The organism is Aliihoeflea sp. (genome assembly GCF_052435475.1).
GTDB lineage: Bacteria > Pseudomonadota > Alphaproteobacteria > Rhizobiales > Rhizobiaceae > Aliihoeflea.
This window is the reverse complement of record NZ_JBQVMV010000019.1, coordinates 43,089-56,444: the sequence shown is the minus strand read 5'-3', so window position 1 is coordinate 56,444 and position 13,356 is coordinate 43,089. Positions and strand designations below refer to the sequence as shown.

Genomic DNA, 13,356 nt, shown 5'->3' with positions numbered 1-13,356 from the left:
AAACGTCACCTATGTCTCAGGTCGTTCAACACACCTCCACATCCACACGCCGCCCCAAAAGGGCGGCTTTTTGCGTTTGGGCACGATGTTTCGGCAGGTCTAGCGTCCGGTGAAAACCGGCGCGCGGCTATCGCGGAAGGCGTTGACGGCTTCCTGGTGATCGGTCGAGGCGTTTGAGATTGCCTCGAGGGCGAGGCAGGTGTCCATCATCTGGGCGGCATTCGCCTTGAGGGCGGCGTGGATCGCTCGTTTGGTGGTGCGGATCGCGACTTGAGCGGCAGATGCCAGGCGGTCGGCGAAGGCGTCGACGGCGCCGTCCAGATCGGCGGCGGGGAGGGCGTGGGTGATGAGGCCGATGCGCTCGGCTTCGGCGGCCGCGATCATGTCGCCGGTCAGGAGATATCGTTTGGCGCGTGCGTAGCCGATGAGTTGCGGCCAGATCAGCGCGCCGCCATCGCCGGCAGTCAAGCCCACCGCGACATGCGGATCGCCGATCTTCGCGTGGTCGGCGGCGAAGATGACGTCGCAGAACAGCGCCATGGTCGCGCCGAAGCCGGCGGCGTGGCCGTTGAGCTTGGCAATGATTGGTTTGTCGCAATCGAGGAGGTCGAGGACGATGCGCTTGGCCTCGCGGGCGGTCTGGTCAAAGCCTTCATCGATCATCTTCTGCATCCAGACGATGTCGCCGCCGGCGGAAAAGGCGCGGCCCGCGCCGGTCAGGATGATGACGTCGGAATGTGGGTCGTCGGCTGCCGCCCTGAAGATCGTGGCGAGTTCGCCGTGCATCTTTTCGTCGACGGCGTTGAGCTTGTCGGGACGGTTCAGGGTGAGCGTCAGGATGCGTCCGCGGCGCATGGTGCGGATCGTCTCATAGGCGGGGAAATCGCTCATTCCAGTCAGTCCTCAAGGCTTACGGCAATGTCGCCGGCGATCTCGGCGATGGCGGCAAGGGCGACGTCCTCGACGGGGGGCAGCGAGAGGAAGCCGTGGACCATGCCATCATGGCGGCGCAGCGAAACGGCGATGCCCACCTGTCGCAGATGTGCAGCAAAGGTTTCGCCCTCGTCGCGCAGTATGTCGAATTCGGCGGTCGCAATCGACACTGGCGGAAGGGCGGAAAGCTCGGCGGGACTGGCTGCGAGCGGCGAGGCAAGCGGATTTCCGGCATGGGCGCTTTCGCCGAGATAGCACTCCCAGAACCATTTCATGCCGGCGCCGCTCAGAAGGTAGCCGTCGGCGAATTCGCGTTGCGAGGGGCTGGCGCAGGCGGCGTCGAGAACCGGATAGATCATCGCCAGGTGACGAAGGTCCATGGCGTATTTGCCGGCGACCATCGCCATCGCGCAGGCGATGTTTCCGCCGGCGCTGTCGCCGCAAAGCGCGATGCGCGTGCCATCGAGGGCGAGTGTTCCGGCTTCGGCGCACAGCCAGCGCAAGGCTGCAAGGCCATCTTCGAGCTGGCCGGGAAAGCGGGTTTCGGGTGCGAGGCGATATTCGACAGAGGCGACCGCGGCGCCGGATAGTTGTGCAAGCGCGCGGCAGATCGTGTCATGCGTGTCGAGGTCGCCCCAGACCCAGCCGCCGCCATGCAGGAAGAGGATGATCGGCAGGCCGGGTGCATCGGTGGGACGGTAGAGCCTGAGCGCGATGCGGCCGGGGCCGGCGAGCGTCCGGACTTCGGCAAGCTCGACCCTTGCCGGGCCCGGCATGGCCGCGTTGGCGGCGCGGCGCACCTTTTCCATCGGAACATGGGCCGGCGGTGGGCGCACATGGTTGCGCGGGTCGGCCAGAAACGGTTTCAGACGCGCGTCGAGCGGCATGGCACGGACCCTTGCAAACTTGTAAGTTGCGATACTTACGTGTAAGTAGGTTTTGTTGCTGATGAGAACGGTAGTGCGGACGGCGCTTCGTGTAAAGCCGTTCTCCGGCATCTGGAGGTTTGCTGCCGGCGCGGCCGCGGGAGGCGCGATGACGTCGAGTTTGAAGGAACGGCAGGACGCTCTCGTGCGGCGCCATCCGCAATGGGTCGCCCGGACGCTCCACGGCCTGCTCGACCATGCCGCGGAGAGCTTTCCCGACCGTCCCTACGTCGTCACTGATGATTTCATCTGGACCTATGCGCAGGTGAAATCGCGCTCGGAAACGATCGCCGCCGGGCTTATGGCGGCCGGTGTACGGCCGGGCGACCATGTGGCGATGGTGCTCGCCAACCATCCCGATTTCGTGGCGCTGAAATATGCGATTTCGCGGGTCGGCGCGACCGCTATCCCCGTCAACTTCCTCAACCGCCGCGACGAGCTCGGCTATGTGCTGAAGCAGTCGGACGCGGCGTTTCTCGTGACGATGGACCGATTTCGCGACCTCGACTATCTCGGCGCGCTGGATGCGCTGATACCCGGCTGGGAACGGGCAGGGGGCGGCGATGCCTTCCCGCGGTTGAAGCGCTTGGTGGTATTTCCCACCGGCGATGCGGCGGTTCGCAAAGGCGCGACGGCGTTCGACCAGCTTCTCGCAGCGGATGCCGGATCGGCGGCCTTTCCATACGTCGATCCGCATTCGGTCAGCGACATCATCTACACGTCCGGCACGACCGGCGCGCCGAAGGGCGTGATGCTGACGCATGACATGCTGTTGCGCGCGGCGTTCGGCAGCGCCTTTTGCCGCGGCTTCGACGATGGCTGGCGCGTGACGTTCTCGTTGCCGATGTATCATGTCTACGGCTATGTCGAGGGCATGCTGACGGTGCCGTTCGTCGGCGGGGCGATCATTCCGCAGATTCAGTTCAGCCCGGCCGGCACGCTCGACGCGATCGACACGCACTTGGCGGACGACGTGCTTCTGGTGCCGACGATGACGACCGTGGTCCTCGACGAGTTGCGCGCGCGGCCGCGCGAACTGCCGTCGCTGCGGGCGGTGATCTCGTCGGGCCAGCGTTCGCCGCAGGGCATTTTCCGGGACATCTTCGCCCTGATGACGCCGGCGGAGGTGACCACCGGGTACGGCATGACCGAGGTCACCGCGACGACGATGGCGACGCGTGCCGACGATCCCTACGAGCGGCTCGCTGCGACGAACGGGCGTATGCGCGAGATCGGGCCGGCGGGCGAGCCGAGGCTCGGGGGCCGCCTCGTCGACTACCGCATCGTCGATCCCGAGACCGGCAAGGTGCTCGGGACGGGCGAAATCGGCGAGTTGATGGCCAGGGGGCCGGGCGTGACGCGAGGCTACTACAACAAGCCGGATGCGACCGCGGAAGCGTTCGATGCCGAAGGCTGGCTCCACACCGGCGATCTCGCGCGGTTCGATGCCGACGGCTATATGACGCTGGTCGGGCGGCGCAAGGAATCCTATCGCTGCGGCGGCGAACAGGTGATGCCGACCGAGATCGAGGACGTGCTGACGGCGCATCCGGCGGTGCTGCAGGCGCATGTCGTTCCGGTGCCGGACAGGCGCATGGGCGAGGCGGGCGCTGCCTATGTCGTTTTGCGCGACGGGGTGAAGGTGGCACCGGACGAACTGATCGCGCTTTGCGCCGACAGGCTCGCGCGCTTCAAGGTGCCGAAATACGTGCTGCCGATCCGGGCCGAGGATCTGCCGACCACGCCGTCCGGCCGCGCGCGCAAATTCCTGCTTACCCAGCGCGCCATCGAGGAGTTGCAACTGACATGACCGCCGCAATGAAGGCGCAGGCCGACCCTATGGAAAATTCGTCCGCGACGGCCGTGCGCATAACGAAGGACACGCCGGTCGGGTTCGAGATGATCGGGGTCAAAAAGAAGGCGGCGATCCAGCTCATGGGATCGCGGCTGTGGGGCCGGTTCAACCCGAACCACTGGGACCCGGTCTACGCGGCCGAAACGGGGCTGAAGGCGCCGATCCAGACGGGCGAGATGTCGTCGGCCTATATCGCCGAGATGTGCGTCAACTATTTCGGCGCCGAATTCTTCGCCGGCTCGCGCATGCAGTGCAAATACGTCGCCTCGACCTTCGCCAACGAAATCATCACCACCCATGGCGTGGTGCGCGAGAAGACGCCGAAGGGCGACGGCTTTCGCTTCAAGGTCGAGTTCTGGGCCGACAACGAGGCGGGCGAGATCAAGACGGTCGGCTTTCTCGAAGTCGATGTCGGGGTGCAGGGAGAGCTGGCATGAGGCCTGAGCCGAGGACGGACGATCTGCGTCCGATGACGCCGCTGCAGATCGCGCAGGAGCGCGCTTTCGTCGAGGGGCTGCAGGAGGAGTGCCGGACCTACTGGGACATGGTCGAAATCGGCGACGTGCTGTCGCGCGAACTCTATCTCGCGCCCGAACTGATCATCCTCTATGCCGACGCGGTGGAGGACTATAATCCCTGGTTTGAGGGGTGGCGGATGAACAAGTGGCGGATCGAGGGCGAATCGCCCTTCGGCACCGCAATCGTGCCGCCGCTGCTGGTCTCGCATTTCGTGCTGTCGGTCCAGTTCGACCACACCAAGCCTTTCGCGATCGGGTCGATCCACACGTTCCACGACACCGAGATCGTGGCGCCGATCCCGGTGGGGGCGACGATCCGCATCACGACCAAGGCGACCGACAAGTATGTGAAGCGCGAGCGGCGCTATGTGCGCCACGAGGTGACGGTCGAGGACGTAGCGACCGGCAAGCTCTACATGACCGAAATTCGGGACATCCTGTCCCTTTGAGGCGGGGAATCGCCTAGACTGCGGGACGCGCCTTTCCGCGAGGCGCTTGAGGGAAATGACGGCGATGGCCAAAGAAGCCCATGGGCATTTGAAGATCCGCGACGAGGTTGCGGCACTGAAGCGCGAGCGAACGGTGAGCGCGGCGGCCGATCTCTTCTACGAGAAGGGCTACGACAACACGACGCTGGACGAGGTTGCCGAGCGGCTGGGCGTCACCAAGCCGTTCATCTATGCCAATTTCGGCTCGAAGAGCGAACTTCTGGCGGAAATCTGCGAGCGTGGCGTGAAGGCGGCGCTGGACGAAATCGAGGGGGTTCTTGCCGAGGAACTGGGGCCGACCGACAGCCTTCGCCTGTTCGGCAAGCGCTACGTCACCTCGATCCTGATGAACCAGAAGAACATCGCGATCTATACTCGCGAGGAAAAGAATCTCGAGCCGGCCGATGCGCGGCGGCTCGGCGACATGCGGCGGCGGTTCTTCGGCCAGGTGGCGAGCCTGCTGCAGGCCGGCTCCGACGCGGGCGAATTCGATCTCGAGGACGCCAAGATGGGTGCGCTCGCAATCGGCGGCGCGGTGAGCTGGTCGACCTTTTGGTACAGGCCGGAAGGGCGTCTCGAAGTCGCCGGCATCGCCTCGGAAATGACGCGGCTGATCCTTGGAATTGCCGGCGCCAAGCGCGCGCCTATCAAGCGGAAGGCCGAGGCGACGGCGGTCTGATCGCTACTCGTCCGTGCCCAGATAGGCGGCGATCACGGCCGGGTCCGAGCGCACCGCGCGCGGGTCGCCATCGGCGATCTTGCGGCCGAAATCGAGTACCACGATCTTGTCCGAGACGTCCATGATGACCGGGATGTCGTGCTCGACGATCAGGAACGTCATGCCCATTTCGGCGCGCACGCGCTGGATCAGCGCCGTCATCGCGGCCTTTTCGGTCTTGCTCATGCCCGCCATCGGTTCGTCGAGCAGGATCAGTTTCGCCTTCTGCATCAGGGCGCGGCCGAATTCGATGCGCTTCTGCTGGCCGTAGGGGAGTTGCGAGGGCTTGGCATCGGCGACGTCCTCGAGGCCGAGATAGGCGAGGATTTCGCGCGCCTGCGCTTCGGCCTCCGCTTCCTCCGCACGTGTAGCGCCGGTGCGGAACATGCCCTGCAGAAGGCCGGACGAACCCTTGAGATAAGCGCCGACCAGAAGGTTTTGCAGGACGGTCAGGCCGGAGAACAGGGCCAGGTTCTGGAAGGTGCGGGCGATGCCGTGCCTTGCGATGCGGTGGGCTTTGAGGCCGGTGATGGTTTCGCCGGCGAAACGGACCGCGCCGTCCGTCGGCCGGTACATGCCGGTCACGCAGTTGAACATGGTGGTCTTGCCGGCGCCGTTGGGGCCGATCAGCGCGGTTACCTTGCCCTCGTCGAGCGAGAAGGAGACGTCGTCGAGGGCGACGATGCCCTGGAAGCGCATGTGGAGCGCATCGATCTCGAGAAGCGGCCTGGTCATGCGCGCGCTCCTTCGCTGGCCGTGCGCTCGGTGCCGAGATAGGAATCGTGGATGGCCGAGCTTGCGGCGACTTCGGCGGCGGTGCCGGAGAGCGCGATGCGGCCGCGATCGAGCACATAGGCATGTTCGGCAAAGCCGAGCGCCAGCTTGGCGTTCTGTTCGACGATCAGCATCGAGGAGCCGAAGAGTTCGCGCACCTTTTTCAGTTCCTCGTAGATGGAGCGGACGAGAAGCGGCGCGAGGCCGAGCGACAATTCGTCGACCAGCAGGAGTTGCGGGCGACCGATCAGCGCGCGGCCGAGCGCGAGCATCTGCTGCTCACCGCCCGACATCCAGCCGGCCGACTGGCCGCGACGTTCCTTCAGACGCGGGAAGAGCGCGTAGACGGCGTCGAGCCCGTCCTGGCGCTTCGCGCTGGGGAGGATCGCGGCGCCGACGAGGAGATTGTCCTCGACGGTCAGGTTCTTGAAGATCAGGCGGCCTTCGGGCGATTGCGCCATGCCGAGCCGGATGCGCTTGTGCGGTGGAAGGGTGTTGACGACGCGGCCGTCGAAGCGGACCTGCCCGCTTTCGATGCGTCCGTGATGATGATCGAGCAGGCCGGAGATCGCGCGGATGAGGGTTGTCTTGCCGGCGCCGTTCGCACCGAGCAGGGCGACGATGCCGCCGCGCGAGACCGTGAGGGTGACATCGTCGAGCGCGAGGCCCTTGCGGGCATAACCGACCGAGAGGTTCTCGACGGAGAGGATCGGTTGGTCGCTCATCCGCGTCTCCTGCCGAAGAGGGCCGCGCGCAGTTTTGCGATCAAATCGGCCATGCCGCCGGGTGCGAAGATCAGGAGCACGATGACGATCAGGCCGAAGATCATTTGCACGAGCTGCGGGCGGTGGTCGACGAGGACGGTGCGCACGATGCCGGTGGAATCGGCCGCGAAGGACGTCAGGCCGGTGATGATGGTGGGCAGGAGCAGCCAGACGGCGGCGCCGAGGAGCGAGCCGGACAGCGAGCCCAGCCCGCCGATGATGATCATGGCGATGAACTGGATGGCGAAGTTGATGCCGAAGACTTCCGACGTCGCGTTCGTCAGGAGATGCGCGTAGAGCGCGCCGGCGACGGCGGCGATGGCCGAGCTCAGCGCGAAGGCCTTGAGGCGCAGGATGCGGACATCGGCGCCCATCGCGGTGGCGGCGAGTTCGTGGTCGCGCATCGCCATCAGCGCCCGGCCCTCGCGCGTCGCGAGCACGTTGCGCAGGCCGAGATAGACGAGGGCGACGAGCGGCAGCAGGAAGAAATACCAGCGGATCGGGCTGTCGATCGCGATCGGGCCGATATTCGGCTGGGCGAAGGGCACGCCGACGACGCCGAAGAAGGCGAACTGGTATTCCTGGAACAGGAACACGACGACGTAGTGCACCGCGAGTGTCGAGAGGACGAAATAGAGCCCGCGTACGCGCAGCGAGGGCAGGCCCGCGAGGATGCCGGCGAGCGCGCCCGCGATGGCCGCGCAGACCAGGACCAACGGGAAGGGCCAACCGAACTGCGTGCCGAAGATCGCGGCCGTCATCGCGCCGGTGGCGTAGAAGGCGGCGTGGCCGATGGAGATCAGGCCCGCGCTGCCGGTCAGGAAATTCAGCGACAGCGCGCCGAGCATGGCGATCAGCATCAGATTGATCTGGGTCAGGCCCAGATTGAGAAGCTGCATGTTCGACAGCGGGATGCCGAAGATCGAGCGGCTGACGAGGACGAAGGGGGCGTAGACGAGCACGGCGAGGACGATCGCGCGGACGATCCATTTCGCGGGCGACGTCTTGGCGCGGGCCGGCGCGACGGTGGATGTGGCGAGCGTGTCGGACATCAGACCCTCCCCAGTTCGCGCTGGCCGAGCAGGCCCCAGGGGCGGACCATCAGGATCAGGAGAAGCAGGCCGTAGATGACGATGTCGGTCGATTTCGGCGAAATGTAGGAGCCGGCGAACTGGGCGATCAGGCCGACGAGGAGCCCGCCGATGATGGCGCCGGGAATGGATTGCATGCCGCCGATGACGACGGCGGGAAGGGCGAGGAGGCCGATGGCCTCGAGCTCGGGCGAGACGATCTGGATCTGGCCGAGGAAGAGCCCGCCGATGCCGGCCAGCACGGCGCCGATGGCCCAGGCGAGGCGGTTCATGGCGTTGACGTTGACGCCGGAGACGAGCGCGGCCTCGTGGCCGTCCGCCGTTGCGCGCATCAGGAGCCCGACCGAGGTGAAGCGGAAGAAGGCGCCGAAGATCGCCATGCAGGCCCAGCTCGTCAGCGCCGCGATGAGGTGAAGCTGCGAGATGCGCAGATCGCCGATGCGGATGACGCCGGAGGGCAGCGGCGTCGTCAGGACGCGGCCCTGAGGGCCGTAGAAGATCTCGATGCCGGCGCGCAGGACGATCGACAGCGCGATCGTCACCATGATGATGGCGAGCATCGAGCGTCCCGCAAGCGGCTGGATGAGGAAGATGTGCGCAAGTACGCCCAACGTCGCGCAGGCTGCGATCATGAACGCGATCGCCAGCCCGAACGGGAGCCCGAGGGAGGAGATCGCGGTGACGGCGAAATAGGCGCCGCACACCGCGAACATTCCCTGCGCGAAGTTGAACACGTCAGTGGCCTTGAACACGACGGCGAAACCGAGGGCGACGAGCCCGTAGATGCTGCCGAGGGCGAGACCGCTGAAGAGGACTTGCGCGAACATCCGATCACTCCGCCGGCTTGGTGTATTTCTCGTAGTCGGCGTAGTCCCCGTCGGCCGTGAAGGCCGAGTTGTCGTAGTCGTAGCTGAACATCTTCAGGACCTGCGGGCCGGTGTGGTCCTCGGGCGTGAAGACGATGGGGGCGGCAAGGCCCTTGCTGTCAAGCGTGAAGCCGCCTTCGAGCCCCTTGACGAGGCTTTCGCGGGTCGGGTTGTCGCCCGCCATTTCGAGCGCCTCGGCGGCAAGCTGGCCGGCGACCCAGCCGGCGACGTAGTTGATGTTGCCGGAGAGGTTCTCGTTGCCCGCCGTTTCGGCATAGGCGACGAGTTCGGCATTGCCTTCCGCATCGTCCGCGCCGCCGGGGGTGAAGCAGGAGATGAAGTTGTAGTTTGCGCCGGCTTCGGCGCCGAGCGCGGCATAGACCGAGGGCGTGCCGAGATAGGTGATGCCGAAGGCCGGCGTTTCCAGCCCGTATTGCGCCAGCGTCTTCATCGTCAGGATCGCGGTGTTCTCGATGCCGTAGATGGTGATGAAGTCGGGCTCTTCCGACATGATCTGCTGAACCTGCGGCGTGACGTCGGCGGCGGTCACCTTCATCGTCGTCGACGTGGCCGTGCCGTTATGCTTGGCAACGGCGTCCGCGACGAACTGCGCGTATTCCTGGCCGCCGGCCGTCTCGATGGCGACGGTCATGACCTTCGGATTTTCCAGGCCGAGCTTCTCGACCATGTAGCCGACGCCGGCCTCTGCCTGCTGCCGGTAGCCGCAAAAGCCGTTATAGACCATCGGCGAGACGGGTTCGGACAGCGCCTTGGTGGGCGTGTAGGTGCCGATGACCGGAACCTTGCCGTTCTTGATCGTGTCGGCGAGGGCGACCTGCGAGACCGAGCTGCCCATGCCGGAAATCGCGATGACGGGCGTCTGGCCGACGAGCTTCTCGAAGGCGATCTTGTCGGTCGCCGCATCGAAGCGGTTGTCCTCGACGAGGAGGTTCAGCTTGCGGCCGTTGATGCCGCCATCCTCGTTGATCTTGGCTGCATAGTCCTGGAAGCCGCGCACCCAGACGCTCTGCGACGATGCGGTCGGGCCGGACATGTCCATCAGGATGCCCCAGTCGACACGGTCGGCATGGACGCCGTCTGCGGGCGATTCCTGGGCGTGGGCGCTCAGGCTTGCGAGACCGGCGGCGAGCGTCAGCGCGACTGACAGGGCGACCGGGCGAAGGCTGCGATCGTTCGATCGCGTGAATGAATTCTGTGTCATGGTTCCTCCTGCTGACACGTCGATGATCTTGGTCGTCACCGGATCGGCCATCATTGGCAGGACCGGTTCATTCCTCCGTCTTATCCCTTTGCCTGATCGGTCACCTCCTTCGACCCCGCATCATTGACCCCGCCAGTTCGGCCGGCGCTTTTCGGAAAATGCCCGCGCGCCTTCGCGCGCGTCCTCGGATGCGACGATCTCTTCCAAAAGCGCGCGCTGGCGCGTCCAGACCTCGTCGGCCGGCCAGCCGCCCGCCTCGTTGACGATGCGCTTCGTCATGGCGACGGAGAGGGGGGCGTTGGCGGCGATCTCGCGGGCGAGGTCGCGTGCGGCATCGAGCGCCTGGCCCGGCTCAGTCAGCGTGTTGACCAGCCCGAAATGATGCGCCTCGGCGGCGGTCATCAGGCGGCCGGTCAGCGCGTATTCCATCGCGATCTGGCGCGGGACGCGCTGGGGCAGGCGCACGAGCCCGCCCGAGCCTGCGATCAGGCCGGTCTTCACCTCGGGAATGCCGAAACGGGCTTCGTTCGAGGCGACGATCAGGTCGCAGGCGAGCGCGATCTCGCAGCCGCCGGCCAGCGCGTAGCCCTCGACGGCCGCGATGAGCGGCTTTGCGGGCGGGGTCTCGCAGATGCCGGCAAGGCCGCGTCCGTCAAGTTCGACACGCTCGCCGGCAAGGAAGGCCTTCAAATCCATGCCGGACGAGAAATGGCCGGCGGCACCGGTGACGATGCCGACGGCGAATTGCGGATCGGAGTCGAGCCGGTCCATCGCATCGGCGATCGCCTGCGAGGTCGCGCGATCGATCGCGTTGCGCGCCTGCGGGCGGTTGATGGTGACGACGAGGATAGGGCCGTCGATCTCGACGAGGACGGTCGGCGCATGGGTCTGGTGAATCGTCATCGCATCACCCTTTCGAGCGCAGCCTGAAGCCCGACGCGGTCGCGGATGACGCGGCCGGAGGCGATACGGCCGTCTTCGACGCGGACGATGCCGTTGACGTAGAGCGTCGCGGGCAGGTCGATCGCGCCGATTTTCGTAAGGCCGCCGCGGTAGAGGCCGGTCTGGCGGACATGGAAGACAACGTCCGGGCCGGACGAATTCAGGAAGACCGTCTCGGTTTCGCTCACGTCGAAGCGGAGAGGCGAGCCGGTGATGTGGTCGTCGTCGCAGCGGACCGTGGATGGCTCGCGCGGCCATGCCCCCTGCAGCCAGCCGGCGACGATCTGTTCGGCGGCCTCGTCGCGCGGCAGGGGTGCCACGTCCCATGGGGCTGCGGCCGGCGGGTCGACCGGATCGGTGATGCCGGATTTGAGCTGGCGCTGGCGCGTCATGTAGTCTTCCTGCGCGATGCAGCCGGTTAGGACTTCACCGTTCGAGCGCCAGATGCCGACGCCGGACCAGACGGCCTGCCTGCCTTCGCTCGCGCCATGCTCGGAGAAGAATGCGGCGGCCCAGTCCTCGCCGGCGACCGTCTGGTGGACGGTCATGGAGAGGCCGGGGAAGCGCTTCATCTGGACGTCGACGGCGGGCAGCCAGACATCGTCGCGGCCGGCGAGCGTCACGTCGCCGATTTCCAGCGTGTAATCAGGCGCGATGAAAGCTGCGCAGGCGGCGTCGTCGTGGCGGTTGAAGTAGTCGTTCACCCAGCGGCGCACCAGCGACAGGGCGGTTACGCCGGGACGCCGGTAGATGCGTCGCATCTCGTGCTTCAAAAGCTTGCCCGATGCGTTGCGCGGCAGCGCGTCGACGAAGACCACGCTCGTCGGGCATTTGTAGCGCGCGAGGCGGCTCCGGGTGAACTCGATGATGTCCTCGGCCGTGGCCGTGCCGTCTTGATGCAGCACGACCACGGCCATCGGCGTCTCGCCCCAACGAGAATGCTCGATGCCGATCACGCCGACCTCTCGGACAGCGGGATGGGCATTGAGCGCGTTTTCGATTTCGGCCGGGTAGATGTTCTCGCCGCCGGAAATGATCATGTCCTTGAAGCGGTCGACCAGATAGAGGTAGCCGTCCGCGTCGCGGTAGCCGGCGTCCCCGGTGCGATACCAGCCATCCTCGATCGCCTCGCGGGTCGCGGCTGGGTTGTTCCAGTAGCCCTTCATGATCATCGCCGAGCGCAGCCAGACCTCGCCGACGGTTCCGGTCGCGGCATCCGTCTGCGTCGCCGGATCGATGATGCGCAACTCGACCCAGGGCAAAGGCTTGCCGCAGGATTTGAGCAGGCTCGCGCGGGAGCCGTCCGGCTCGTGATCGGCCGGCGGCAGGATCGTCACCGTGCCGGACGCCTCGGTCATGCCGTAGGCGTGCATGAAGCCGCAGTTGAGCTTTTCGATCGCGCGTTTCAGGAGCACGTCGCCGATGGGGGCGGCGCCGTACATCAGGAGTTCTAGGCTCGACAGGTCGGCGTCCTCGATGCCCGGCGCCTGCAGGATCATCTGGACGACGGCCGGGACGAAGAAAGTGTGGGTGACGCGGTGGCGGGCGATGAGTTCGATGGCGCGCCCCGGATCGACCTCGCGCATCAGCACCGTGTGGCCGCCGGCCATCATCGTGCTCGAGCCGTAGCCGCAGCCCCCGATGTGGAACATCGGCATGGCGACGAGATTGACGCTTGCTGGGGTCATGCCCCAGGCATCGGCGAGCTTGCGCGTGTAGGACATGCCCTCGTTTGTGAGCATCACGCCCTTCGGCAGGCCGGTCGTGCCGGAGGTGTAGAGGAGAAGGATCACTTCGTCCGGCGCGCGGCGATGGCCGGGGTCGGTGGCGGGATGGGCGTCGCGCCATGCATCGTAGGCCGCGCCGAAGAGAAGCGTGCGGATCGGCGTTTCGGGCAGGAGCGACCTTTCCTGCGGGCCGGTGATGACGATGGCGGGCGCGGCGTCCGCGAGGATGGCCGCGATTTCGGCGGCGGCCAGGCGCCAGTTCAGGCCGACGAGGATCGCGCCGATCTTGCTGCAGGCGATGATGAGTTCGAAGAATTCGGCGCGGTTCTTCGTCAGCACCGCGACGCGGTCGCCGGGACGGATGCCTTCGGCGCGCAGCGCGTTGGCGGCGCGCGAGCTCGACGCGTCGAGTTCGGCGAAGGTCTGCGTTACAGCCTCGAAGGTGAGGGCCGGCGCGTTCGGGCGCGTGGCGGCATGGCTGCGGATGATGTCGGCGAATGTGCTGGCGGTCTGGTGTGCCATGTTCATCGCC

Annotated in this window: 13 protein-coding genes; 4 read left to right on the top strand and 9 right to left on the bottom strand. The window is 66.1% G+C overall.

Annotated features, from left to right (window positions below; translation table 11 throughout):
- Nucleotides 1-99 precede the first annotated feature (99 nt).
- Nucleotides 100-891: an enoyl-CoA hydratase/isomerase family protein gene (locus ACT6QU_RS17340; protein WP_444565468.1), complete on the bottom strand. Its 792-nt coding sequence runs from the start codon at nucleotides 889-891 to the stop codon at nucleotides 100-102.
- Between the two features lie 5 nt (nucleotides 892-896).
- Entirely contained in the window at nucleotides 897-1,820 is a 924-nt protein-coding gene (locus tag ACT6QU_RS17335) for an alpha/beta hydrolase (protein WP_444565469.1), read from the bottom strand.
- Between the two features lie 148 nt (nucleotides 1,821-1,968).
- Here ACT6QU_RS17335 and ACT6QU_RS17330 point away from each other — a divergent pair, with 148 nt between their 5' ends.
- From ACT6QU_RS17330 to ACT6QU_RS17315, 4 genes are all read left to right on the top strand, one after another.
- Complete coding sequence (locus ACT6QU_RS17330) at nucleotides 1,969-3,669, top strand: AMP-binding protein (RefSeq protein ID WP_444565470.1); 1,701 nt, start codon at nucleotides 1,969-1,971, stop codon at nucleotides 3,667-3,669.
- Nucleotides 3,666-4,151 carry a MaoC family dehydratase gene (locus ACT6QU_RS17325; RefSeq protein ID WP_444565471.1) on the top strand — a complete coding sequence of 162 codons (486 nt, stop codon included), beginning with the start codon at nucleotides 3,666-3,668 and terminating at the stop codon, nucleotides 4,149-4,151. Before ACT6QU_RS17330 ends, ACT6QU_RS17325 begins: the two co-directional genes overlap by 4 nt.
- The gene (locus ACT6QU_RS17320) at nucleotides 4,148-4,681 is read left to right on the top strand and encodes a MaoC family dehydratase (protein ID WP_444565472.1); all 534 of its coding nucleotides are present in this window, start codon (nucleotides 4,148-4,150) and stop codon (nucleotides 4,679-4,681) included. The genes ACT6QU_RS17325 and ACT6QU_RS17320 overlap by 4 nt, the downstream gene beginning before the upstream one ends.
- A 64-nt stretch (nucleotides 4,682-4,745) precedes the next feature.
- Nucleotides 4,746-5,399: a TetR/AcrR family transcriptional regulator gene (locus ACT6QU_RS17315; RefSeq protein ID WP_444565473.1), complete on the top strand. Its 654-nt coding sequence runs from the start codon at nucleotides 4,746-4,748 to the stop codon at nucleotides 5,397-5,399.
- Between the two features lie 3 nt (nucleotides 5,400-5,402).
- Here the strand turns inward: ACT6QU_RS17315 and ACT6QU_RS17310 are convergent, their stop codons facing one another.
- From ACT6QU_RS17310 to ACT6QU_RS17280, 7 genes are all read right to left on the bottom strand, one after another.
- Nucleotides 5,403-6,173, bottom strand: a complete 771-nt coding sequence (locus tag ACT6QU_RS17310) for an ABC transporter ATP-binding protein (protein ID WP_444565474.1) — start codon at nucleotides 6,171-6,173, stop codon at nucleotides 5,403-5,405.
- Nucleotides 6,170-6,937, bottom strand: a complete 768-nt coding sequence (locus ACT6QU_RS17305; protein ID WP_444565475.1) for an ABC transporter ATP-binding protein — start codon at nucleotides 6,935-6,937, stop codon at nucleotides 6,170-6,172. The genes ACT6QU_RS17310 and ACT6QU_RS17305 overlap by 4 nt, the downstream gene beginning before the upstream one ends.
- Nucleotides 6,934-8,028, bottom strand: coding sequence for a branched-chain amino acid ABC transporter permease (locus ACT6QU_RS17300; protein WP_444565476.1), 1,095 nt, complete (start codon nucleotides 8,026-8,028; stop codon nucleotides 6,934-6,936). Before ACT6QU_RS17300 ends, ACT6QU_RS17305 begins: the two co-directional genes overlap by 4 nt.
- A complete protein-coding gene (locus ACT6QU_RS17295) occupies nucleotides 8,028-8,894 on the bottom strand; it encodes a branched-chain amino acid ABC transporter permease (protein ID WP_444565477.1) in 867 nt (288 codons plus the stop codon). The genes ACT6QU_RS17300 and ACT6QU_RS17295 overlap by 1 nt, the downstream gene beginning before the upstream one ends.
- Before the next feature lie 4 nt (nucleotides 8,895-8,898).
- A complete protein-coding gene (locus ACT6QU_RS17290; RefSeq protein WP_444565478.1) occupies nucleotides 8,899-10,155 on the bottom strand; it encodes an ABC transporter substrate-binding protein in 1,257 nt (418 codons plus the stop codon).
- 120 nt (nucleotides 10,156-10,275) lie between these two features.
- Complete coding sequence (locus ACT6QU_RS17285) at nucleotides 10,276-11,058, bottom strand: crotonase/enoyl-CoA hydratase family protein (RefSeq protein WP_444565479.1); 783 nt, start codon at nucleotides 11,056-11,058, stop codon at nucleotides 10,276-10,278.
- Nucleotides 11,055-13,346, bottom strand: a complete 2,292-nt coding sequence (locus ACT6QU_RS17280) for a long-chain-fatty-acid--CoA ligase (RefSeq protein ID WP_444565480.1) — start codon at nucleotides 13,344-13,346, stop codon at nucleotides 11,055-11,057. The genes ACT6QU_RS17285 and ACT6QU_RS17280 overlap by 4 nt, the downstream gene beginning before the upstream one ends.
- Between the last annotated feature and the right edge of the window lie 10 nt (nucleotides 13,347-13,356).

Bases quoted from the DNA above. Each gene is read 5' to 3' on its own strand.
- ACT6QU_RS17320 (WP_444565472.1), top strand. From the start codon at position 4,148: ATGAGGCCTGAGCCGAGGACGGACGATCTGCGTCCGATGACGCCGCTG.
- ACT6QU_RS17330 (WP_444565470.1), top strand. From the start codon at position 1,969: ATGACGTCGAGTTTGAAGGAACGGCAGGACGCTCTCGTGCGGCGCCAT.
- ACT6QU_RS17295 (WP_444565477.1), bottom strand. From the start codon at position 8,894: ATGTTCGCGCAAGTCCTCTTCAGCGGTCTCGCCCTCGGCAGCATCTAC.
- ACT6QU_RS17280 (WP_444565480.1), bottom strand. From the start codon at position 13,346: ATGGCACACCAGACCGCCAGCACATTCGCCGACATCATCCGCAGCCAT.
- ACT6QU_RS17290 (WP_444565478.1), bottom strand. From the start codon at position 10,155: ATGACACAGAATTCATTCACGCGATCGAACGATCGCAGCCTTCGCCCG.
- ACT6QU_RS17285 (WP_444565479.1), bottom strand. From the start codon at position 11,058: ATGACGATTCACCAGACCCATGCGCCGACCGTCCTCGTCGAGATCGAC.
- ACT6QU_RS17310 (WP_444565474.1), bottom strand. From the start codon at position 6,173: ATGACCAGGCCGCTTCTCGAGATCGATGCGCTCCACATGCGCTTCCAG.
- ACT6QU_RS17315 (WP_444565473.1), top strand. From the start codon at position 4,746: ATGGCCAAAGAAGCCCATGGGCATTTGAAGATCCGCGACGAGGTTGCG.
- ACT6QU_RS17305 (WP_444565475.1), bottom strand. From the start codon at position 6,937: ATGAGCGACCAACCGATCCTCTCCGTCGAGAACCTCTCGGTCGGTTAT.
- ACT6QU_RS17300 (WP_444565476.1), bottom strand. From the start codon at position 8,028: ATGTCCGACACGCTCGCCACATCCACCGTCGCGCCGGCCCGCGCCAAG.
- ACT6QU_RS17335 (WP_444565469.1), bottom strand. From the start codon at position 1,820: ATGCCGCTCGACGCGCGTCTGAAACCGTTTCTGGCCGACCCGCGCAAC.
- ACT6QU_RS17325 (WP_444565471.1), top strand. From the start codon at position 3,666: ATGACCGCCGCAATGAAGGCGCAGGCCGACCCTATGGAAAATTCGTCC.
- ACT6QU_RS17340 (WP_444565468.1), bottom strand. From the start codon at position 891: ATGAGCGATTTCCCCGCCTATGAGACGATCCGCACCATGCGCCGCGGA.